The organism is Arthrobacter sp. 35W (genome assembly GCF_000482545.1).
GTDB lineage: Bacteria > Actinomycetota > Actinomycetes > Actinomycetales > Micrococcaceae > Specibacter.
In genome coordinates this window covers 1,584,461-1,607,237 of sequence record NZ_KI519455.1, presented here as the reverse complement: position 1 = coordinate 1,607,237, position 22,777 = coordinate 1,584,461, and the positions used below count along the sequence as shown (strand labels likewise).

22 protein-coding genes are annotated in these 22,777 nt (G+C 65.7%); 20 read left to right on the top strand and 2 right to left on the bottom strand.

Features of this window, described 5'->3' with window-relative positions:
* Positions 1-30: 30 nt before the first annotated feature.
* From K254_RS0119430 to K254_RS0119335, 19 genes are all read left to right on the top strand, one after another.
* Positions 31-783, top strand: coding sequence for a sugar phosphate isomerase/epimerase family protein (locus K254_RS0119430; RefSeq protein WP_026556750.1), 753 nt, complete (start codon positions 31-33; stop codon positions 781-783).
* Positions 780-1,901, top strand: coding sequence for a Gfo/Idh/MocA family protein (locus K254_RS0119425; RefSeq protein ID WP_026556749.1), 1,122 nt, complete (start codon positions 780-782; stop codon positions 1,899-1,901). The genes K254_RS0119430 and K254_RS0119425 overlap by 4 nt, the downstream gene beginning before the upstream one ends.
* 9 nt (positions 1,902-1,910) lie before the next feature.
* The gene (locus K254_RS0119420; protein WP_026556748.1) at positions 1,911-3,101 is read left to right on the top strand and encodes a Gfo/Idh/MocA family protein; all 1,191 of its coding nucleotides are present in this window, start codon (positions 1,911-1,913) and stop codon (positions 3,099-3,101) included.
* 10 nt (positions 3,102-3,111) lie between these two features.
* Positions 3,112-4,113, top strand: a complete 1,002-nt coding sequence (locus tag K254_RS0119415; RefSeq protein WP_026556747.1) for a sugar phosphate isomerase/epimerase family protein — start codon at positions 3,112-3,114, stop codon at positions 4,111-4,113.
* A 20-nt stretch (positions 4,114-4,133) separates the two neighbouring features.
* Positions 4,134-5,027, top strand: coding sequence for a 3-keto-disaccharide hydrolase (locus tag K254_RS0119410; protein ID WP_026556746.1), 894 nt, complete (start codon positions 4,134-4,136; stop codon positions 5,025-5,027).
* A complete protein-coding gene (locus tag K254_RS0119405) occupies positions 5,024-5,932 on the top strand; it encodes a TolB family protein (protein ID WP_035750382.1) in 909 nt (302 codons plus the stop codon). Before K254_RS0119410 ends, K254_RS0119405 begins: the two co-directional genes overlap by 4 nt.
* A 1-nt stretch (position 5,933) precedes the next feature.
* Positions 5,934-6,959 (top strand): Gfo/Idh/MocA family protein, encoded by a 1,026-nt coding sequence (locus K254_RS0119400; protein WP_026556744.1) that lies wholly within the window; start codon positions 5,934-5,936, stop codon positions 6,957-6,959.
* Between the two features lie 2 nt (positions 6,960-6,961).
* Positions 6,962-7,429, top strand: coding sequence for a heme-degrading domain-containing protein (locus K254_RS0119395; protein WP_026556743.1), 468 nt, complete (start codon positions 6,962-6,964; stop codon positions 7,427-7,429).
* A 137-nt stretch (positions 7,430-7,566) separates the two neighbouring features.
* Positions 7,567-8,784 carry an MFS transporter gene (locus tag K254_RS0119385; RefSeq protein WP_026556742.1) on the top strand — a complete coding sequence of 406 codons (1,218 nt, stop codon included), beginning with the start codon at positions 7,567-7,569 and terminating at the stop codon, positions 8,782-8,784.
* 456 nt (positions 8,785-9,240) lie between these two features.
* A complete protein-coding gene (locus K254_RS24300; RefSeq protein WP_155848634.1) occupies positions 9,241-10,560 on the top strand; it encodes a hypothetical protein in 1,320 nt (439 codons plus the stop codon).
* A gap of 128 nt (positions 10,561-10,688) precedes the next feature.
* A complete protein-coding gene (locus K254_RS0119375; protein WP_196811013.1) occupies positions 10,689-12,017 on the top strand; it encodes an ABC transporter substrate-binding protein in 1,329 nt (442 codons plus the stop codon).
* A gap of 114 nt (positions 12,018-12,131) precedes the next feature.
* A complete protein-coding gene (locus K254_RS0119370) occupies positions 12,132-13,016 on the top strand; it encodes a carbohydrate ABC transporter permease (RefSeq protein WP_026556740.1) in 885 nt (294 codons plus the stop codon).
* Between the two features lie 26 nt (positions 13,017-13,042).
* Positions 13,043-13,942 carry a carbohydrate ABC transporter permease gene (locus K254_RS0119365; RefSeq protein WP_026556739.1) on the top strand — a complete coding sequence of 300 codons (900 nt, stop codon included), beginning with the start codon at positions 13,043-13,045 and terminating at the stop codon, positions 13,940-13,942.
* The gene (locus K254_RS0119360) at positions 13,939-14,808 is read left to right on the top strand and encodes an amidohydrolase family protein (RefSeq protein ID WP_026556738.1); all 870 of its coding nucleotides are present in this window, start codon (positions 13,939-13,941) and stop codon (positions 14,806-14,808) included. Before K254_RS0119365 ends, K254_RS0119360 begins: the two co-directional genes overlap by 4 nt.
* On the top strand, positions 14,805-15,860 hold the full coding sequence (locus tag K254_RS25040; protein ID WP_051389409.1) for an NAD(P)-dependent oxidoreductase: 1,056 nt from the start codon (positions 14,805-14,807) through the stop codon (positions 15,858-15,860). The genes K254_RS0119360 and K254_RS25040 overlap by 4 nt, the downstream gene beginning before the upstream one ends.
* A gap of 64 nt (positions 15,861-15,924) precedes the next feature.
* On the top strand, positions 15,925-16,938 hold the full coding sequence (locus K254_RS0119350; protein WP_081710262.1) for a D-2-hydroxyacid dehydrogenase: 1,014 nt from the start codon (positions 15,925-15,927) through the stop codon (positions 16,936-16,938).
* Positions 16,939-17,196: 258 nt separating this feature from the next.
* Entirely contained in the window at positions 17,197-18,051 is an 855-nt protein-coding gene (locus tag K254_RS0119345; RefSeq protein WP_155848633.1) for a hypothetical protein, read from the top strand.
* Positions 18,052-18,120: 69 nt separating this feature from the next.
* Positions 18,121-18,921, top strand: a complete 801-nt coding sequence (locus tag K254_RS0119340; protein ID WP_026556735.1) for a PIG-L deacetylase family protein — start codon at positions 18,121-18,123, stop codon at positions 18,919-18,921.
* 135 nt (positions 18,922-19,056) lie between these two features.
* Positions 19,057-19,449: an RNA-binding S4 domain-containing protein gene (locus K254_RS0119335; protein WP_026556734.1), complete on the top strand. Its 393-nt coding sequence runs from the start codon at positions 19,057-19,059 to the stop codon at positions 19,447-19,449.
* 104 nt (positions 19,450-19,553) lie between these two features.
* Here the strand turns inward: K254_RS0119335 and K254_RS0119330 are convergent, their stop codons facing one another.
* Entirely contained in the window at positions 19,554-20,372 is an 819-nt protein-coding gene (locus K254_RS0119330; protein WP_026556733.1) for an oxidoreductase, read from the bottom strand.
* Positions 20,373-20,560: 188 nt separating this feature from the next.
* Here K254_RS0119330 and K254_RS0119325 point away from each other — a divergent pair, with 188 nt between their 5' ends.
* Complete coding sequence (locus K254_RS0119325) at positions 20,561-21,355, top strand: alpha/beta fold hydrolase (RefSeq protein ID WP_026556732.1); 795 nt, start codon at positions 20,561-20,563, stop codon at positions 21,353-21,355.
* Between the two features lie 256 nt (positions 21,356-21,611).
* Here K254_RS0119325 and K254_RS0119320 read toward each other — a convergent pair whose 3' ends face one another.
* Positions 21,612-22,661, bottom strand: coding sequence for an LLM class flavin-dependent oxidoreductase (locus tag K254_RS0119320; RefSeq protein WP_026556731.1), 1,050 nt, complete (start codon positions 22,659-22,661; stop codon positions 21,612-21,614).
* Between the last annotated feature and the right edge of the window lie 116 nt (positions 22,662-22,777).

The following is a 22,777-nucleotide window of genomic DNA, read 5'->3' as shown; positions in this document are numbered from 1 at the left end:
TTTTCAAATGGCATTCAAAGGAGAAAACCCATGACGTATTCCATCCAGTTGTACACCCTCCGCAACGCCATCTCGGAGGATCTTCCCGGCACCATCGCCAAGGTCGCCGAAATCGGCTTTACGCAGGTTGAGCCCTACAACTTCGTCGCCACCGCCACGGAATTGGGCGCCGCCCTGAAGGAAAACGGCCTGACCGCGCCCTCGGGCCATGCACCCCTGCTGAGCGCGGACCAGGATGAAATCTTTGCCGCGGCCAAGTCGCTGGGCATCAGCACCGTGATCGACCCGTACCTGCCGGCTGAGCACTGGCAGAACGCCGAGGACATCGCCGCCACCGCCGCGAAGCTCAACGCCGCCGCCAAGAAGGGCGCCGAGTACGGCATCCGCGTCGGCTACCACAACCACGCCTGGGAGCTCGAGTCCACTATCGAGGGAACCACGGCACTGGAGTACTTCGAGTCCCTGCTGGACCCGGAACTGGTTCTGGAGGTTGACACCTACTGGGCAGCCGTCGGCGGCCAGAATCCCGTGGAGCTGCTGGCGCGGCTGGGCGACCGCGTGAAGTTCATCCACATCAAGGACGGCCCCATCAACACCGACACCAAGGCCCAGCTGCCGGCCGGCGAGGGCAGCATCCCGGTCTTCGACGTCATTGCCGCCGCCACCTCTCTGGAGGTCGGTGTGGTGGAGTTCGACGACTACGCCGGGGACATCTTCGAGGGCATCGCCGCCAGCCTGGCCTACCTGCAGGGTGCCGACGCAACCGCCGGAGTCCAGGCATGAGCGCCGCTGCGGGCACGGGCCGCGGCCCGGTCGGCGTCGCCGTCATCGGCGCCGGAAACATCTCCAAGCAGTACCTGGACAACCTCACCACCTTCCCGGACCTGAAGGTCCACGTCATCGCGGACCTCTTCGAGGACGCCGCGGCCGCGCGGGCAGCCGAGTACGGCATCCCCGAGTGGGGCGCGCCGGAGCTGGCGCTGAACCACCCCGACGTCGAGATCGTCGTGAACCTGACCATCCCCGCCGCCCACGTGGAGGTGGCCACCGCCGCAGTCAACGCCGGCAAGCATGTTTGGAGCGAGAAGCCGTTCTCGCTGGACCGCGAGAGTGGGCTGGGCCTGCTTAAGGCCGCCGACGCCGCCGGCGTCCGGTTGGGCTGTGCGCCGGACACCTTCCTGGGCGCCGGGCTGCAGACCGCCCGCCGACTCATCGAATCCGGGGCCATCGGCACCCCTCTGACGGCGCGCACGGTGTTCCAGGTGCCGGGTCCGGATTTGTGGCACCCGAACCCCGCGTTCCTCTTCCAGAAGGGGGCCGGCCCGCTGTTCGATATGGCACCGTACTACCTGACGGCCCTGATCCAGTCCTTCGGCCCCATCGCCCGGGTGGCCGCCGTCGGCTCAACGTCGCGGGCCACACGGACCGTCGGCTCCGGCCCCAAGGCCGGGGAGGAATTCGCCGTCGAGGTCCCCACCCATGTCAGCGCCATCGCCGAGTTTGAGTCCGGCGCGTCCTCGCACAGCGTCTACAGCTTCGAATCCCCGCGCCTGGAGATGGGCTTTGTGGAGATCACCGGCACCGAGGCCACCATCTCCCTGCCCGACCCCAACAACTTCGACGGCGAACTGCGCCTCTGGCGCGCCGGGGACGAAGAGTGGACCGTGGTTCCGGCCACCGGCCCCGCCAATGGGCGCGGCATGGGCGTGCTGGACATGGCCCGCTCCATCCGGGCAGGCATCCCGCACAGGGCACAGGGCCAGCTGGCCTACCATGTGCTCGACGCCATGGTCTCGATCGCCGAATCCATCGACACAGGCACCTTCATCACCGTCGACAGCACTGCAACCGTCGCCCCCGCCCTCCCCGAGGACTGGGATCCGGCGGCCACTACCCTCTAGGACGCATCCATGGAATCCGCAGCACACCCCACCCACTCCACGACCGACGCCGGCGGCGCCGGCAGACCCCGCCCGTTGGGCATTGCCGCCATTGGCTATGCCTTCATGGGCAAGGCGCACTCCAATGCGTGGCGCAATGTGGGAAGTTTCTTTGACGTCCCGGCCTTTGAGCAGAAGGTGCTGGTGGGGCGCAATGCGGACGAGGTGGCCGAGGCCGCCCGGCTATACGGCTGGGCGGAATCGGCCACCGACTGGCGGGATGTGATTGCCCGCGATGACATCGACATCGTGGACATCTGCGCCCCGGGCTGGCTGCACGCCGAGATCGCCGTTGCCGCACTTGAGGCGGGCAAACACGTGCTGGTGGAAAAGCCGCTGGCCAACACCCTCGGCGAATCCGAGGCCATGGTGGCCGCGGCCCAGGCCGCCCGCGCCCGCGGCGTCCAGTCGATGGTGGGCTTCACCTACCGCCGCGTTCCGGCCCTCACCCTGGCCCGGGATCTGATTGCCGAGGGCCGGCTGGGCACCGTCCGGCAGGTCCGCGCGTCGTATCTGCAGGACTGGCTGGCCGATGAGGCGACGCCGATGAGCTGGCGGCTGCGCAAGGAGTCCGCCGGCTCCGGTGCCCTGGGCGACACCGCCTCCCACGCCGTCGACCAGGTCCAGTACCTGCTCGGCGACACCGTCACCGAGGTCTCCGGCCGCCTGCACACCTTTATCACCGAACGCCCCGGCCCGGACGGTCCGGAGCCCGTGACCGTCGACGACGCCGCCTGGGCGACGCTGACGCTGGCCGGCGGCGCCGTGGCCAGCGTGGAGGTTTCCCGTGTGGCCCTGGGCCGCAAGAACGCGCTGGAGATCGAGGTCTTCGGCACGGACGGCAGCCTGCGCTTCGACCTGGAGAACCCCAACGAGCTCTACTTCCTGGACGGCACCGTGCCGGTGCGGGAGCAGGGATTCTCCCGCATTCTGGTCACCGAGCCGGAACACCCCTACCTCTCCGCCTGGTGGCCGCAGGGCCATGTCATCGGATGGGAGCACGCCTTCACACACCAGGCCCACGATTTCCTGTCCGCCATCGCCACCGGAACACCGCCGTCGCCCTCCTTCGAAGAGGGGCTCTCCGTCCAGCGCGTGTTGGCCGGCATCGAAGAATCAGCGGCGGCCAAGAGCGCCGTCGTCACCGTCACCAATTCATAAGGAACTCTCCATGCCCCGCCCGTACACCCTGTTCACCGGCCAGTGGGCCGACCTCCCCTTCGAAGAAGTGGCTGCCCTTGCCGCCGGCTGGGGCTATGACGGCCTGGAAATTGCCTGCTCCGGGGACCACCTGGACCCCTGGCGCTGGGACGAGCCCGGCTACGTCGAGTCCAAGCTGGCCGTGCTGGAAAAGCACGGCCTGAAGGTCTGGGCCATCTCCAACCACCTCACCGGCCAGGCCGTCTGCGACTCCCCCATCGACTTCCGCCACCAGGCGATCGTCGGCACCATGGTGTGGGGCGACGGCGACCCCGAGGGCGTGCGCACCCGCGCCGCCGAAGAAATGAAGCTGACCGCCCGGCTGGCCAAGAAGCTGGGCGTGGACACCGTCGTCGGTTTCACCGGCTCCTCCATCTGGCAGTACGTGGCCATGTTCCCGCCCGTGCCGGAATCCGTGATCGACGCCGGCTACCAGGACTTCGCCGACCGCTGGAACCCGATCCTGGACGTCTTTGACGAATGCGGGGTCCGCTTCGCCCACGAGGTGCACCCCTCCGAGATCGCCTACGACTACTGGACCACCGTGCGCACGCTGGAGGCCATCGGCCACCGGCCCGCGTTTGGGCTGAACTGGGACCCCTCGCACTTCATGTGGCAGGGCATCGATCCGGTGTCCTTCATCTGGGACTTCAAGGACCGGATCTACCACGTGGACTGCAAGGACACCAAGGTCCGCATGACCGGCCGCAACACCGTGCTGGGCTCGCACCTGCCCTGGGGCGATCCGCGCCGCGGCTGGGACTTCGTCTCCGCCGGACGCGGGGATGTTCCCTGGGAATCCTCCTTCCGTGCCCTGACGGCCATCGGCTACGAGGGCCCCATCTCCATCGAGTGGGAGGACGCCGGCATGGACCGCCTGCACGGGGCACCCGAGGCCCTGGCCGCGCTGAAGAAGTTCGACTTCCCGGCCTCGCAGACCTCCTTCGACGCCGCCTTCTCCAACCAGGCCTAAGCAGAGCGGAAATTCCACCCATGGGCTCAACAGCTCCCGACACCCGGGACGAAAATGGATTCGTTGCGCTGTTCGACGGCGCCAGCCTGGCCGGTTGGCGCGCCGTTCCACGCATCTACGGGACCGTCTTCCCCGGCGGCCCCTCGGTCTTGGAGCACTTTGACGCGATGGGCCTTCAGCGCCCTGTTGAGCCCGAGCTGCACCCTGCGCGCTGGTTCGTGTCCGACGGCGTCCTCATCGGCGAACAGGATGCGCCCGGCAGCGGCTACGGCGGCTACCTGGTCAGCGAGCAGGCCTATGGGGATTTCGAGCTGGTGCTGGACATGCGCCACGATTGGCCGGCGGACACGGGCGTGATGGTCAGGCGCCAGCGGGACAGCTGGGAGGGCTTCCAGGTGTTGGTCGACCACCGCCCCTCCGGCGGCATCGGCGGCTTCTTCGGCAACGGGCTGGCGAGCTTCTCCGCAGTTCCGTTCGCCGTCGACGTGGCCCGGGACGCCGGCGGCCAGCCGATCGGGCTCGTCGCCGATGACCCTTCAACATCTGTGGAACCCGTCACGGAGGAGAAGCGTGCCCGGCTCACCCACGCCGCCGACGTCGACGATTTCCTGGACGTCTGGCGGTGGGACGACTGGAATGAACTGCGGATCCGGTGCGTGGGGCCTCTGCCCGTCATCACCACCTGGGTCAACGGGCTCAAGATCGCCGAGCTCGACACCGCCGCCCTGCAGTCCCCCGATTACGACGCCGACGCCGTCTTGGCGGTTCTCGGCGAGCGCGGGCACATAGCCCTGGAAGTGCACGACAACGACGCCCATTTCGGCGAGGCCCGCTGGGGCGTCGGAGCCCAATGCCGATGGCGCAACATCCGCATCAAAGATCTCACATCAGCTTCCGGAGAGGACCACACATGAACCGGACCCTTCAACCCGGCCAGCGCTGCGAGGTCTGGATCGCCTCCGCCACCGGGGAATCCACACTGGTCTACGCGAGTGATGAGATCCTGCTGGAGGCACCGAACTGGACCCTCGACGGCGGCTCGCTCATCCTCAACGGGGATGGGAAGCTGTGGACCCTGGCTGTTCCAGAGGAAGAGTCCGTTCCCGGAAACGAATTGGTCCAGGTCCCCCTCACCGGCATTCCGGACCTGAACAACGACCACGTGCTGGCACCCGATGGCAGGGACATCTACCTCTCGGCGAACGACGGCCACATCTACCGTGCGCCGCTGGGCGGTGGCCAGGCCGACCGCATCACAGACGACGACGGCAGCTTCCATTTCCTCCACGGCGTCAGCCCGGACGGTGGCGAACTTGCCTACGTTGGAATCGACGGCGGCAACTTCACCCAGCCGGGCAGGCTCATGACGATTCCGGCCGGCGGCGGCGCCACCACAAGGCTGGATGTCGACGGCCACTGCGACGGGCCCGAGTACTCCCCCGACGGCGAGTGGCTGTACTTCAACACCGAGGCCTTCACCGAGGAGCCGGGCCATGCCCAGCTTGCCAGGCTCCACACTTCCAACGGCGCCCCGGCGGAACGACTCCTTTCCAGTGGAACCGTCGACTGGTTCCCCCATCTCTCCCCCGACGAAGCGTTGGCCAGCTACATCCGGTTCCCGGCCGGCACGGTGGGCCATCCCGCCGATCTGGCTGTCGACGTCGTGCTGGTCTCCACCGCCGACTGGGCCGCACCGCTGCATACGTGGCCACTCTTCGGCGGGCAGGGTACCCTCAACGTCAACAGCTGGTCGCCCGATTCCACCGGGTTCGCCTACGTTGCCTATCCGTTCAGCAATTCCGAAACTTCAAAGGACTAACGTGAGCAACCTTCCCAAGGGCACTTCCGATGGACGACTCCGCTGGGGAATCCTCGGCACCGGCTTCATTGCCGGTCTGCAGACACAGGACCTCATCGAGAGCGGTTTCACGGTCCAGGCCGTAGGGTCGCGCACCGCTGAATCGAGCACGGCGTTCGGGGAAAAGTACGGCATTCCCGGCGTCCATGGCAGCTACGAAGCCCTGGTTGCGGACCCGGCCGTGGACGTCGTGTACATTGCCACACCTCACCCGTTCCACCACGAGAACGCGCTGCTCGCGCTCAATGCCGGCAAGCACGTGCTAGTGGAGAAGGCGTTCACCATCAACGCCCGCGAAGCGCAGGACATCGTTGAGCTTGCCGAGGCGAAGGGCCTGGTGGCTCTGGAGGCCATGTGGAGCCGCTTCCTCCCGCATATGATCCGCCTCCGCGAAATCATCGGGGCAGGCACGATTGGCGAGGTCCGCAAGGTGCTGGCCAGCCACAACCAGAACCTCCCCAAGGATCCCGCGCACCGGTTGAACGATCCCGCGTTGGGCGGCGGCGCGTTGCTGGACCTCGGTGTCTACCCCATCTCCTTTGCCTTTGACATCTTCGGTGCTCCGGACACCATCCGGGCCAGCGCCGCCATGACGGCAACGGGTGTGGACCGCCAGACCGCGGCGGTCTTCGACTACGCCAACGGGCAGCAGGCCATCCTGGACTGCCAACTGGATGCCGCAGGGCCCAACCGGGCCGTGGTCATCGGGACGGACGGGTGGATCGAGATCGAGGCCACCTGGTACGCCCCGACGCCCTTCACCGTCTTCAATTCCGAGGGAACGGTCCTGGAGAGGTTCGATGAGCCGGTTGCCGGCAGAGGGATGCAGTTCCAGGCGGCGGAGACGGAACGCCTGGTCAGGGAGGGCGCCACCGCGGGCACCATCCTCCCACCGCACGAGAGCATCGCCATCATGGCCGCCATGGATGAGATCCGCCGCCAGATCGGGCTCAGCTACGCTGCCGACACCGCCATTGCAGGGCATTGACCATGACTGAACCCTCCCCACCCCGGATCGCCGAACTGCGCCAGCACGAAGACGAATTGGTCTTCCCAAGCTTCGACAACCATGACGCCTGGCGCCTCGGTTCGCTCATCGCCAACCGCGCCATTGCCGGCGGCCATGGCGTAGCGATCGACATCCGCCGCCACAACATTGTCCTGTTCCGCTGCGTGCTGCCGGGGGCCACCTCCGACCAGGAGGAATGGATCCGCCGCAAATCGGCAACCACCCTGCGTTTCGAACACAGCACGGCCCTTCTCGCTGAGCAGTTCAAGGACTTCGACCCGACACAGGGTGGGTGGCTTGCTCCGGCGGACTACACCTTGGCGGGCGGCTCCTTCCCGATCCGGGTGCAGGGGGCAGGCGTTGTCGGTGCCATCACCGTTTCCGGACTGGCCTCCGATGAGGACCACCAACTGGTGGTGCAGTCCATCAGGAGCTACCTGGCCGCATAGTTGGCGTCGGCATACGCAGCGTGGCTGGCGTGGGCATGGACGCCGGGATCAACGACGCCGGCCGATGCTGCCATGCCCGCCGGAGAACACCCCCACCAGATTTTCAGGAGCACCGATTGACGCACGAATCCTCCGGCATCGCCGCACCCGCACCGCCACCAACCTCCACATCAACGCCGACGCCCGCGCGGATTCCCTGGGCCGGGCTGCTGGTCCTGGCGGCCATCGGCTTCACCGCCGTCACCACCGAACTGCTGCCCTCCGGGCTCCTGCCGCAGATCAGCCATGACCTGGGCGTGGAGGAATCCGCCGTCGGCTCACTGACCGCGGCCTATGCCGCCGTCATCGTCGTCACGGCGCTCCCGCTGTCCCGCTTCCTCTCCAGCCGGGTCCCCCGCAAGGGCCTGCTGATCGCCACTGTGCTCGCCTTTGCCCTGAGCAATGTGCTGCTGGCCCTGGCGCCGAACCTGGGCCTCGCCGTCGGCGCCCGGCTGCTCGGCGGAGTGGCCCACGGGCTGCTCTGGTCCACGATGGCGCCCTACGTGGCCCGGATCGTGCCGGCCCGTTCCGTGGGAAAGGGGATGGCGATCGTGTTCAGCGGCAACAGCATCGCCATGGCCATCGGCGCCCCCATCGGCACCATGATGGGCACGGCACTGTCCTGGCGCACCTCCTTCCTGGTCCTGGCCGGGGTCGCCGGCCTTCTGGCCCTGCTGGCCGCGTACCTCCTGCCCGCCGTCCCGCACAGCGCCGGCAAGGCGGCCCCGTCCCTGCGCGGCGCGCTGGCGCAGCCGGGGGTCATCGCCGTTGCCACGGCCTGGCCCCTGCTATTGCTGGCCCACTTCACGCTCTTCACCTACATCGCCCCCTTCATCGCGGCCTCGGGCCTGCCCGGCTCCACCACCGGCATCTCGCTGTCGGTGGTCGGAGCGTTCGGCCTGGTCGGCATCTGGATTGCCGGCATCACCGCCGATTCCTGGCCGCGGCGCTCCCTGCTCGCTGCCGTCGCCGTCCTGGTGGCCGCCTTCGTGCTCCTGCCGGTGCTGGGCGGCACGCTGGTGGGCAATCTGGCCCTGATGGCCGTGTGGGGCGCAGCGTTTGGAGCCATGGGCATCTACAACCAGGCGGCGATCCTGCGCGCGGGCGGCGAGCACCGGGACGCCGCCAACGGGCTCACCGTCGTCACCATCCAGCTCGGCATCGCCGTCGGGGCCGTCTACGGTGCCGTCGCGCTGACCACCGCCGGCGCCCTGCTGGTGCCCCTCGCCGCTGCCATCCCGGCGGCGGCGGCCCTGGCCGTTGCCATCGCCAGCCGCCGCAACGGCTACCCCGCCGGGCCCCGCGAAAAGCGATAGGGCCCCGGCGGGCTGGCCCGTCGAAACCCGGTGGGCCGGCCCGTCGGAACCCAGCGGTGGTGGGGCCGTGGATCCTGATCCGCACCCTCTTCCTGGAATTGCTGCGTCGTGCCGCGGACCGCCCCAATTCTTACCGTTCACTTGACACGTGTCAAGGGTGGCGGCGTTGAAAGTTGCCGGCAGAAACCACCACATGGGACGCGATTCTCGGCATGTGCACCGCCCCCACTTTCCTAGTCGGATTCGGGATCCGATGGTTGTGGATGAAATTCAAATTAATGCACGACCAACCATTGACACGTTTCAAGGCAGCGGCCTAGTCTGATCCAGAAGTCGACGGCGCGCCCCTGATGCTTCACACGTGAACGTCCAAGAGGAGATCAAGTGCGACCACTGGTAGGTATTCAGGTTGGGGCAATATCGTTCGTAGACGAAGGCGTCGAGGGTGTCCTTGACGTGGCCCAAAAGGCAGAGGTTAACGCCCTGTTTGTGGCAACCCAGGCATTCGACAGAGGTCTGCAGGGCCGTCAGATCCTGGGACGCCCCCACCCCGGACACGGGCCGGATGGTCCCGACGACCACTGGGGAGGTTCCTATGTCCAACAGCATGGGGAGTTCTACCGTGGCACCGTCCTGGAGCCCTTCCCGGCGGCGGATCGGGAAGTCCAAGGCTTCGATGTTCTGGAGTCCGTTCTCCCCTCGGCCAGGGACCGCGGGATGAAGGTCTTCTCGTTCATCCTGGAGAACTCGCACTCCGGGCTGACGAAGAACGTTCCCAACTGGCCAAAAGTGCTTCAGCACGACGCCTGGGGACGCTCCGACATGTACGCCTGCATGCGCAACCCTGAATACATCAATTGGTGGCTCAGCCTCGTGGAGGACCAGGTCAAGAGCTATGCCCTTGACGGGATCATGTTTGGCTCCGAACGCAACGGTCCACTCGGCAATGTCCTTGAAAATGGCGGCTTCGCACGTGATGGGAAGCCGTACTGCTTCTGTCCGCACTGCGTGTCGGCCGGCGAGAGAAGGGGGATTGATTCCCGCAGGGCTGCCGAGGGGTACATCAAGCTGCACGAGCTCGCGCGCGGTGGCGATGATTCAAAGGCTCCCGGCGATTCAAGTTTCGTCCGGTTCCTCAGGCTCCTGCTCACCTACCCGGAGATCATGGCCTGGGAGCAGCTGTGGCACGAGGGATACGAGGAACTTCAGAAGCGGATCTATGGCACCGTGAAGTTCCTCAACCCCCAGGTCCAGGTGGGATGGCACGTCTGGCACCACAATTCCTTCTCCCCTCTTTACCGGGCCCAGATGGACTTCACCAAGATCGCCGACTACTCCGACTTCATCAAGCCGGTAATGTACAACAACTGCGCGGGATACCGGCTGCACGCCCACATCAATGAGGTGAAGCAAAGCATCTTCCGGGGCGTTGACGATCAAACCATCTACGACCTCTACCGGCAGACGTTGGGATACGAGGAAGCAATCGCCTTTGACGACCTGCCGGCCCAGGGCCTGTCGACTGACTACGTGCGCCGCGAGACAGCCCGTGCGCTGGGGGGAATCGGAGGCAAGGCGTCGGTCTACCCCGGACTTGACGTAAATGTCCCCACCCCGCCCCACGTAAAGCAGACTGGTCCCGCCGAGATTGCCGACTCCATTACGTCCGCGCTCGATGCGGGCGCCGACGGGATCATCCTGTCCCGCAAGTACTCCGAAATGTCGCTGGAAAACCTTGAGGCGGTAGGCCAGACACTCCGCGGCCGGGCGCTCTAACCGGAACTGGTCCACCCAGTCCACACAGAAACTTCTCCACGCCCAAAAGTGCCTTCGGCGCGCCCAAATCACGGCGCCGGTGCATTCGGGCAGAAACCAATTCACAGTCAATAACAAAGGAGTTAGTTGTGATCAAGAACGTCAAGAGGCGCCGGAATCTCGCTCTCACAGTCACGGCATGCCTGAGCGTGTCCGTGTTGGCGCTCTCCGGCTGCGCACAGGCCAGCGGAAGCCAGCCCACTGCTGGCGGTGACACGGCCACCAAGCTGTCGATCCTTGTCACCACAGAGAACACCCAAGTGCCGGCGGAACTGAAGAAGCTCGCCGACAAGCAGTGCAGCACCCAGAGCCAGAGCCTCCCCCTGTCGATTGAACAGGCTCCAAGCGCCAGCATCCAGGAGAAGATCCAGCTGCTGGCCGGCCAGGATGCCCTCCCTGTCATGTTTGCCGCCGGGAACTCATACATCGACAAGGGAGGAGACCTCCAAAAGAATGGGCAGATCCTCGATGTCGAGGGCACTTTCAAGGACCTCGGCATCCTCGACCAGATCACGCCGTCAGCGCTCTCGACACTCAAGAAGCTGTACACGGATACCGTTCCCTCGCTGCCCTTCCAGTACAACATCGAGGGCATCTGGTACAACAAGAAGATTTTCGACGCCAACAACATAGCCGTCCCCACGACATGGTCGGAGCTGACCGCCGCTTCGGAGAAGTTGAAGAAGGCCGGAGTCACACCCATCACTGCATCCGGGCAGACGGGCTGGACAATCAGCAGGTGGATCGGAGCCTATCTGTTCCGATCCCTTGGGCAGAACGCGATGCTGGATGTCAAGGAGGGCCGGGCCAAGCTCACCGATGCCAAGTATGTTGAGGCAGCCAAGGCCATCCAGGATCTGGCCAAGGCCGGGTATTTCCCGGAGGGGGTCTCCGGCATTGACTATGACACTGCCAACAACCAGTTCCTCAGCGGCCAGGCAGCCATGATGTACATGGGCAGCTGGCTCCTGGCCAAGGTCAACGATCCCGCGCAGAACAAGATCGGCGACGCAGCCCAGTTCATGCCCTTCCCGGAGGTCAGCGGCGGCAAGGGAAAAATCGACGAGTACCCCGCCAATGCCGGATCCCCCACATCGGTGAACCCCAAGATGTACGGCCCCAAGGTCGGCGACTGGATCAAGTGCATCGCGACCAATTACGGTGCCGACTCCTTGCAGAACTCCGGAACCTTTTCCGGGTTCAAGGTCAACGGAACTGTTGACGCCGTTCCGCCGATAACAGCCGACATTCAGAAGCGCATCGATGCTTCCACGAGCAGCGTTCTGTGGTTCGAGGCCCTTTTCAATGCGAAAGCCACCCAGGATGCCAAGGACTACGCCGCCGCATTCCTGACGGGTTCGACGTCGGCCCAGGATTACATGTCCCTGCTCCAAAAGGACCTGGATACGGCGCACTAGCGGGGTTGGCAATCAGCATCCCATAAATGGCGAGGCGGCGGCATCCTAGAGTCTGCATGCCGCCGCCTCCCCCAGCAGCGAAGCGTCGCGCTCCGCACATCGTTAGAGGATCAAATGAACTCAGTACTTGGCAACAAGAAGGCCATTGTCGTCCTGCTTGGGCCAGCCCTCCTCGTCTTCGTCGGCGTCATGGTCATTCCTGTGGTGTGGTCTTTCGCCTACAGCTTGTACACCGGAAACGTGATCCGCGGCTTTACCTTTGTCGGGTTCGACAATTTTGTCCGGCTCTTCAACGACGACGAAGCCCACGAAGCCTTCTTCTTCACCCTCAAATATTCGGTCGTCGTTACCGCAGCCCAGATTGTCCTCGGCTATGCCCTCGCCCTGCTCTATGTATTTGTCCTGAAGAAGAGCTCAACCTTTGTCCGGACAATGGTGTTCTTTCCGGTGGTCCTGCCCACTGTCGCCGTGAGCCTGCTCTTTTCCCGCTTCTTCCAGTTTGCTCCGCAGGAAGGGCCCATCAATTCCCTGCTCAAGTTCCTGGGGGCGGACACCATCGACTTCATGGCGACCGGCCCTGGTTCGTTTCTGGTTTTGGTCCTCATGGACCTCTGGCGCTCCCAAGGCTTCTACGCCGTTTTGCTCTATGCCGGGCTCATCGACATCCCCGACGAGATCCTTGATTCGGCCCGGGTTGATGGGGCGAAGGGCGGAAAGCTCCTGAGGCACATCATCCTGCCCATGTCGCTGCCGGTGCTGCTCTCGTCGGTGGTTTTCAGTTTCAACTCCTCACTCAAGGTCTTCGATTCCGTCCTTGCGTTGACCCGGGGTGGACCAGGGAACGACACAACCCCCTTGAATCTCTTCATGTACAAGACGTCCTTCCTCTACAGCGACTACGGCTACGGCAGCACGATCGCAATCCTCATCACCGTTCTGTGTCTGGTCGTGACGCTCTTTATCTTCCGATCGTCACGACGCGACCTGACCAAAGACTGACGTGACAACTCGAAGGAATCTGCCAAATGAGTAATCCGACGATCACCAAAACCACGCCGACGTTGCAGCCGGCAGTTCCACGTCCGCGCCGGCGGGCGCCCCTGGTCTCCTCGCGGAGCCTCACGAAGGTGCTGGTTGCCGCGCTACTCATCGTGGTCCTGTACCCGTTGGGGTGGATTCTTGCCGCTTCGTTCAAGACGCAGGATGAATTCCTCAACCAACCGCTCTGGACGCTGCCCGCGGCGATTGGACCGGACAACTACCTCAGCGCACTGACCCAGGGGAACCTCGCCACGAATGCTGTGAACAGTTTGCTGGTGACAATCCCGTCCTTGGCGCTGATCCTCCTGCTGGGCGCCGCGGCTGGTTTCGCGTTGGAAGTCATGGTCTGGAGAGGGCGAAATCCCATTCTGCTGCTCATCGTTGGGGGCATCATGGTGCCGGCACAGATCATCCTGCTTCCCCTCTACACCGTGTACTTCAAGACCGGTCTGACAAATTCCCTGTGGCCGCTGATCATCACCTATGTCGGACACGGACTGCCTCTTTGCGTCTTTCTGATGGCAACGTACTTCCGATCCATTCCCCGCGAACTCTTCGAAGCCGCGACCCTCGACGGCGGTGGAATCTACAGGCTCTTTTGGTCCGTGGGGCTTCCGCTCGTCCGCAACGGCATCTTCACCGTGGCACTGCTCATGTTCTTCTCAATCTGGAACGACCTGCTCATCGCGTTGACCTTCAATACCAAGAAGGAGCTGGCCACCGTCCAGGTTGGGCTCTTGAATTTCAGTGATGAGTACGGATCACTCCAGTACGGTCCGTTGTTCGCCGCCATCAGCCTCACCATTTTCGGCACGTTGGCCATCTACATGTTCATCAACCAGCGGGTCATGAAGGGCCTCACGGCAGGTTCGGTCAAGGGATGAGCCAGCTGATCGATGCCCACACCCATGTCTGGCCCCGCTGGCCCTACGACCCTCCGGTTCCGGATGATGCGACCCGTGGGAGCTACGGGCAATTGCTGGCCACCATGGACGCCGCCGGCGTCGACAAGGCGATTGTCGTCAATGCCCGGATCACCCACAGCGCAGACAACAACCACTATGGTGCACAAGCCGTTGCCCAGCACCCCGACCGCTTTGAGCACTTTGTGGACTTTGACGGCCGTTGGTCTCCCGAATACCACGCACCAGGGTCGACCCAGCGTTTGCGCCGCCTGATCGAAACGTTCCGGCCGGCAGGGGTATCCCACTACCTGGCACCCGAAAATGATGGCTGGCTGCTCTCGAAAGCGGGTGCCGAATTTTTCGCAGCTGCCGGCGGAGCCGGGCTCATCGTCAACTTTGCCTGCTCCCCCCTCTGGCACGAGGACCTGCGCAAAGCCGCCCGGGAATTCCCCGAGGCCACCATCATGGTCAACCATCTGGCCGGCATGACCCTGTGGCCGGGCGGAGTGCGGGACGCTGCACGTCTGGTGGTTTCGGACGAAGACCTGCCCAACCTGCTGGTGAAGATCTCCGGCTTCCACTACGGAACGCCACGGCCGTGGGCCTATCCTCATCCCGAAGCACTGGAGGTGTCGAAAATGCTCTACGAGTCCCTCGGTCCAGACCGGCTGGTCTGGGGATCGGACTGGCCGTCATTGCTTCCCCACATGTCCTATCGGCAGTCGCTGGAGATCGTCCGGGAGGAGGCTTCGTTCCTGTCGGCCGAAGACCTGCCAAAGATCCTTGGCGGCAACCTCCACCGCGCCCTTGAATCGGCCCGCCCCCGGCGGGAGGGGGCCCGATGAACGCCCGCCGCCGGGTGGGCATTGTCGCCACCCAGGCGTCATGGGACCGGTATGTGGGCGAGGCTGCCCTCAAACGGCTGTCGGCCCTCGCCGAGATCGTCTGGTTGGAATTCCCCGGGTCTTCGCGGACTCTCTCGCCACCGCCAGCGGATCCGGAGTCCATGGCGAGGCTGGCGGCATTTGTTCCGGATCTGGATGCGCTCATTGTCAGCCACGGGGCGCCCCGCATCACGGCCGGCATCATGGCGGCAGCCCCCCGGCTGGCCATGATCGGCGACACCCATGGCGATCGTTTTGCCGCCCGTGTTGACGTTGCAGCGGCGAAGCGGGCCTGCATTGCCGTGGTCGACACCACCAACGGATCCTCCGATCCAGTTGCCGAGTGGGCGCTGGCCCTCATTCTCCTGGGCCTGCGCAACGCTGGAGCCCACTTTCGCCGGCTCATCGAAGGCGAGCTGCTCTGGCCGGACAGGGACGTCTTCCTCAAGGATCCCGGATACCTCAACGGTGAACTCACGGGAAAAACCGTCGGCCTCGTGGCCGTCGGCAACATCGGACGGCGGCTGCTGGAGTTGCTCGCCCCCTTCCACGTCAAACCCCTCGCCTTTGATCCATACGCCCCTGCCGCACTGGCCGGGGTCTACGACCTGGCGTTCACCTCGCTCGACACCCTCATGGCCACTGCCGACGTCGTCGTCTGCCTCGCTCCCCTCACCGGAGAAACGAAGGGCCTGATCGGCAAGGCCCAGATCGAGGCGATGCGCCCCGGCACCGTCTTCGTCAATGTCTCCCGCGGGGCGGTCGTTGACTCGAGCGCACTGGTCGCGCGGCTTCAGAGGCAGGACATCATTGCCGGGATCGACGTCTTCGACCCAGAACCTGTGCCCGTTGGTTCCGTCCTGCGCTCCCTGCCGAACGTATTCCTCAGCCCACACATTGCCGGGGTTACGGCCGCCTGCGAACCCCGATTCTTCGACCTCATGGTGGACGAGGTCGAACGCGTCTTCGCGGGCCACCAGCCGCGGTTTCCCCTCATCCCCCGCGACCCCTAAACGTGCCAACGAACCATCAAAGGTGGAACCAGTGAACAGACTCCGCGTTTTTATACCAACGCCATTGCCCGAAGAGCTTTGTGATTTCATTCAGCGGGCCGAGCCACGGATTGACCTCATCCGCGACCAGACACTCCTGCCCCCGCAGCGGTACCCCGGCGACCACCTGGGCGAGGAGTCATTCGCACGGACGACGGCGGCCCAGACCCGTTTTGAGGAACTGGTCGATTCGGCCGATGCTCTTTTTGGCGTGCCGGACCAGTCTGCGGCCCAGCTCAAGCGCACCGTCGAGGGCAACCCGCGCCTGCGCTGGGTCCACACAACCCCAGCCGGGGGTGGCGGCCAGGTCAAGGCAGCCGGCCTTGCCGAGCACCACCTCAAGCGCGTCGCCTTCACCGCATCCGGCGGCGTCCACGGACAGCCCCTGGCCGAATTCGCCGTGTTTGGCGTGCTGGCAGGAGCCAAGGAACTCCCCCGGCTCCTGACAGACCAACGGAACCACATCTGGGGCCAACGCCGCGCCGTACCCCAGTTGTCGCGCCAGACGGTGCTCGTCGTCGGGCTTGGGGGAATAGGCCGGGCCGTGGCCGGAAAGCTTTCAGCGCTGGGGGTGCACGTCGTGGGTGCACACCGGCGGCAGGTGGAAGCACCGGGCGTCGAAAGAATCATTGCCATGAGCGAGCTCGCCAGCGCCGTACGGGATGTGGACGCCATCGTCGTCTGCCTACCCGGGACGGATGCGACGCACCGGATCATCAGCCGAACGGTCCTGGCCAACGTCAAACCGGGGGTGACAATTGTCAACGTTGGACGAGGTTCCACCATTGACGAACGTGCCCTCGTGGAGGCGCTTGCCGACGGACGCATCGGGTTTGCGGCGCTCGACGTGTTCGAATCCGAGCCGCTGTCCCCGGACAGCCCGTTGTGGGATCTGCCCAATGTTCTCATCAGCCCGCACACTGCCGCCATCAACACCGGCGAGGAGCGGCTGATCGCGGAACTCTTCGCACAAAATGCCACCCGCCTGCTGGATGGACTGCCCCTGCTGAACCTCGTCAATACTGTGGAATTCTACTAATGCCCGCCGCCGGCACGCCGCGGAAACAAAACGCCCCCCCCGGTGTGCCGGGGGGTCATTCCTACGCCGTGTGACGGTCGTCCTAACGACATCCCATGTCCCCGGGTTACCGTGGAAGGAGGGGACTGCCCCGTGATTGCCATCTAAGCGCATCACCGGTGGGGCATTGAACACACAGAACACGTTAGGTTTTCCGTTATCTTTTCGCGCCCGTTGCCTGCCCATGTCCGCCGCCGCCCCCTCGCCAAAACCACGGCATTGCTGGCTACACTGGCCGTAGCCGTGGGCGCCCTGTCCGTGGCAGGCGCCGTCGCCACCAGCCCCAGCGTCTCACCCGGCACGGCAGCCGCCGTCGAACATTCCGAGCGCAGCCTGGCGCGCCTGGACACTTCCATTGAGGCCTCGGAACAGCCGGCAGCGGCACAGGAGCCCGCACCGGCGGAGGGAGCCAACACCGTGGCAGCACCCGAGGTCGCACCGCAGGGCGCCGTCGAGGCGCGGCTGGCAGGCTCGGTCAAGGCCATCGACTCGGCCAACCCCATCACCGACCCGGCCTGGTTCACCCAGGCCTACGCGGACGGCTTCCGCCTATATGTGATGCATTCGGTCATGTGGGATAGCTGCACGGCGTGGGACCGCACCGTGCCGCAGCTGAAGATGGCGCTCGACGCCGGCCTGATGATTGCCGTCTACACCCGCGACCCGCGCTGCTGGGAAGCCGGCATTGCCGCCACCGGCCCCTATGCCAACCGCCTGCAGTTCTTCGCCCTGGACGTGGAAAACGGCGGCGTGCCCGTCACCCGCGCCATGGTCGACGGCGTCGCCTCCACAGGTGTACGGCCCATCATCTATAGCGGCTCCGGCATGTGGGACGGCCTGCAGGGCGCCACCGCAGGCAGCTTCTCCGACGTGCCCCTCTGGGACACCGACACTTCCGTCTTCCCCTTCGCCGGCTGGGAGCCCGACCATCTGGCCCCGGCCCCCGTGGCCTACGGCGGCTGGAACGCGCCGGGCACCATGCGCATCGCCAACCAGCAGCAGTTCGAGTTCAGCTACAACGGTGTCGCCATCGATCTGAACTCCTTCGACGCGTCATTCCTGACTGTTCCCTAAGTGCCTGTTCCCCAAGTGCCTGGCCGCGGGCTCTTGAAAGAGGCCTCCGTCTGCTGCTAAACCGGAGCCATGAGCCCGGAACGGGATCTGTCTGTCGCCCTCGTCGTCGCACACCCCGACGACGACGCCTACGGTATGGCCGGCACCATAGCCCTGCACGCGCACAATCCCAGGTTCCGCTTTGTGCTGATCCACGCAACCGACGGCGCCGCCGGGCAGATTGCCCCCGGCGTAGACGCCACGCCCGACACCCTGGGTGCATGCCGCCGCCGGGAGGATGCAGCGGCCTGGCACGCGCACGGACGCCCGCCGGACCGCCATGAATGGCTGGACTACCCCGACGGCGGCGTGTCCGACGTGCCGTTCGAGGAGCTGGTGGAGCGGATCGCCTCCATCCTGCGCGAGGAGCGTCCGCGGGTGGTGGGCACCTTTGGCCCCGACGGGATCACCGGCCACCCCGACCACATCACCGTGGGCCGGGCCACCGATGCGGCCTTTGAACGGCTCCGCACGGAAGGCTGTTCCGGGATGGAGCGCCTGGTCCACGGCGCCATGCGCCAATCCACCTTCCTGCGCTGGAATGAGTCACGCAGCGCCCACGGGCTGGAACCGTGGGATCCGGGGCGGATGTACCACCTGCGCCCGGTTCCGGATGAGTCCATTGGACTGGAAGTCGACACCCGCTCCGTGGCAACGCACATCCTCGCGGGCCTGCTGGAACACCGCAGCCAACGGCACGTCATCATCGACGGAACGCTCACGCGGGACCAGCAATTGCGGGTGCTGGGGCGGGAATCCTACGTAGTGGCCTGGCCGCCCCGGGCTGCGGGGGCGCCCCTGCTGGCGGACGTCTTCGAATCGCTCGACTGAGCTGGAGTGGGCCCGGCGTGGGCCCGGCTGAACCTGGGCGGCGGCCGTCCGGCGGCGGCGGGGCGTTCGACGACGGCGGCGCGTCCCGCCGTCGTCGTCCCTCTTCGGCGGCATCCGGCTAGACTCGCTTGCAGCATGAGTACTCCCGGATTCCTCCCCAAGAACGCGCCCGCCTCCGTCCGCGTCGATGCCTGGCTGTGGGCCATCCGCGTCTACAAGACGCGTTCGGCCGCGACCGCCGCCTGCCGTGCAGGCCACGTGCGGCTCAACGACAAACCGGCCAAGGCCGCGCAGTCGGTGGTCTCCGGCGACACCATCCGCGTGCGCGAATCCGGCTGGGAACGCATTCTGGAGGTCCGCGTGCTGATCGCCAAGCGCGTGGGCGCCGAGGCAGCCGCCCGCTGCTTCACGGACCACACGCCGCCGCGCCCCGTGCTGCCTGCCCTTGGCCTGCCCCAGCGCGACCGCGGCGCCGGCCGCCCCACCAAGAAGGACCGCCGCGAAATGGACCGGCTGCGCGGGGACTAGTCGTCCTCCGTGGTCGAGCCTGGGCCCACTGCCGCGAGGGAGCCGTGGCGAACCTGCGAGCCGTGGGAGCGGCTGGCGAGCGAGATCCCGCCGAGGTCCCGCCGCTAGAACCGCTTCAGAACTGTCACGATCAGGGCGTCGTAGACCCTGTCGGGCAGCAGGCGGCGCAGGGCCAGGATGGCCGCGGCACCCCTGCCGACCGGATAGCGCGTTTTCGGGCGCACCGCCGTCGCGGCGTGCACAATGGCCTCCGCGACAACCCCCGGTTTCGTGGACATTCCGGCGGATTCAATGGCGGCAGCAATCATTTTTGCTTGGTCCCGGTATGGGCCCTCTCCCGAGGACGCCATCAGGGTGCCGCTCGCGATGCCGCCCCACTCTGTGTCGGTGCCCCCGGGTTCAATGATGGACACGTCGATGCCGAAGGGCTTGAGCTCGAGCCGGAGTGAATCGCTCATGCCCTCGACGGCGAATTTGGTGGCATGGTACCAGGAGCCCAGCGGTTCGTAGAACTTGCCGCCGATGGAGGACACGTTGATGATCCGCCCCCGCCCAGCGGCCCGCATCCCCGGAACCACCAGCTGGGTCATCCGCGCCAGGCCAAAGACATTGACGTCAAACTGCCGCCGCCCTTCGGCCAGCTCTACGTCCTCCAAGGATCCGAAGGATCCGTAGCCGGCGTTGTTCACCAGCACATCGATCCTGCCGTGGGCCTTCAGGACCTCGCCGACGGCGGCACTCATGGACGCCCCGTCCGTCACGTCCAGCGACAGGACGTTGATCCCAAACGCCTTCAGCGGCTCCATCATCTCGACCCGCCGGGCCCCGGCGTACACGGTGAAACCCTTCGCGCGCAGTTGTTTCGCTGCCTCAAAACCGATTCCGGTGGAGGCACCGGTGACAAACGCTACTGGCTGGGACACGTGGTTCTCCTGGTCTGCAGGCGGATGGGCCGGATCCGGCGGCTGCCACGATCGACAGCGGCCGGTGCCCCCAGACTATCTCCGCACCTTCCAGCGATCGAGGCTGGGCCGCTGATTGAGTCCGGGTCCGCTGGTCGAGCTTCGTCGAGACCCGGTCTGGCGTGCAGTGCGGGGCGTACCCTGTGCCTATGGAATCCGCGGTCCGGAATCTGGTGCTCCGCACGGGCATCACCGTGCCCTGCCTCGTCCAAGGCGCCGCCGATGCACCCCCACTGTTGCTGCTGCACGCCTGGGGCGAATCCCGCCGCAGCTTCGACCGTCTTGCACCCCTGCTCACAGGCCTGCGTGTCTACGCCCCGGACCTCCGCGGCCAGGGCGGTGCCGACAAACCACAGAACGGCTATTCGCTGGCTGGACAAGCTGAGGACGCCGCCGCGATTCTGGATGCCCTCGACGTACCCAAAGCGTTCATCCTGGGTTCCTCCAGCGGCGGCTATGTCGCCCAGGAGCTGGCAGTTCTGCACCCCGGGCAAGTCGCCGCTCTAGTGCTGGTGGGTTCTCCCCTGAGCCTGCAGGGCCGGCCCGCCTTTGCCGACGACGTCGACCGTCTCACGGATCCCGTGGCAGACGACTGGGTACGGGAATCGCTGTCGTGGTTTCCCCTGCGGCGGGCGGTTCCCCTCTGGTTCATTGAGGACCGGGTGCGCGACGGCACAAAGGTGCCCGCGCACGCGTGGAAGGGGATTCTGGACGGCTTGTGCGCGGCCACCCCGCCCACCGAGGCCGGGACCATTCATGCGCCAACCCTCCTCCTGTGGGGCGCGGACGACGGCGTGCTGCCGCGGAGCCAGCAGGAAACCCTGGCGGCCCGCATACCGGGCTCCGTCTTGAAGGTCTATCCGAACGTTGGACACCTGGTTCTCTGGGAGTGCCCGGAACAGCTCGCCCAGGACGCTGCATCGTTCCTTGGATCCCTCGGCTGACGCGCGGTTGGAGAATCCACACAGCGGATATGGCGGCTTTCGCTCGAAGGAGGCCGCCATATCTGCTGTGTCGATTTCCCGCCCCTGAAGCGGAGCCCAAACCCCGCTGGTCAAGCGAAGCGGCGCCGTCGTCGTCGGGCTGGCTCCGCGGACAATCCCGGATCTCGCTCCCCACCCGCTCCCTAACCTCGCTTCGCTCGGCCAGGGAACCCGGCGGGCGTGGCCCCAAGCTCGATCACCGGTCTGGTTCGGTCCGCTAGTTCGGTGTCCAGCCGATCGCCGGGGCAATGTACTTGGCGATGTTTTCCAGCATCTTGGAATTGTACTCAACGCCCAGCTGGTTCGGCACGGTCAGCATCACGGTGTCCGCAGCTTGCACGGCCTCATCGGCCGCAAGCTCGCCGGCCAGCCGCTCGGGATCGCCGATGTAGCTCTTGCCGAAGCGCGAGATGAAGCCATCGATCATGCCGACCTGGTCCTTGCCATCGGCCTGGGCCCGCAGGCCGAAGTACATCTGGTCCTCGTCGTCCACGATGGGAATGACGCTGCGGCTGACGGAAACGCGCGGAGTGAAGTCGTGCCCGGCTTCGGCCCATGCGGCTCGGTAAAGGCTGATCTGCTCGGCCTGGAGCTGGTCGAACGGCACTCCCGTGTCCTCGGTAAGCAGCGTGGAACTCATCAGATTCATGCCCTGTTGCGCGGCCCAAATGGCGGTTGCCCGGCTGCCGGCACCCCACCAGATCCGCTCGCTGAGCCCGGGCGACGTCGGCTGGATCGGCAGCAGCCCCGGCTCGCCGCCCATGTAAACGTTGGGGCCCGGCTCGGCGACGCCTGCGCCGGTGATCGCGTGGCGGAACGTGGCTGTATAGCGGCGGGCCATGTCGGCGTCGTTCTCGCCGTCAAGCGGTACATGGCCAAACTCCGCCGCGCCGCGCAGGGCAGGCTCGGGCGAGCCGCGGCTGATGCCCAGCTGCAGCCGGCGGTTGCTGATGAGGTCGACGGCGGCCGCTTCCTCGGCCATGTACAGCGGGTTTTCGTAGCGCATATCGATCACGCCCGTGCCCATTTCAATCTTGCTGGTGCGGGCGGCAATGGCGGCGAGCAGCGGGAAGGGCGACGCCTGCTGGCGGGCGAAGTGGTGCACACGGAAGAACGCGCCGTCGATGCCCAATTCTTCAGCGGCCACGGCCAGATCGATGGCCTGCAGCAGCCCGTCCCCCGCAGTGCGTGCGCGGGATCCGCGGCCGGGGCCCCAATGGCCGAAGGAAAGGAACCCGATCCGCTTCTTGAATGGCTCTGTGCTCATGCTGGCGTCAACGTGCGTGGCCGGGACGGCATTCCCATCGGCTTTCGCGGTCCTGTTGGGCGCCGATCCCTCCACAGGCCCCGCAGGCGGGTGTTTGGTTCGGCGCATACATTCGA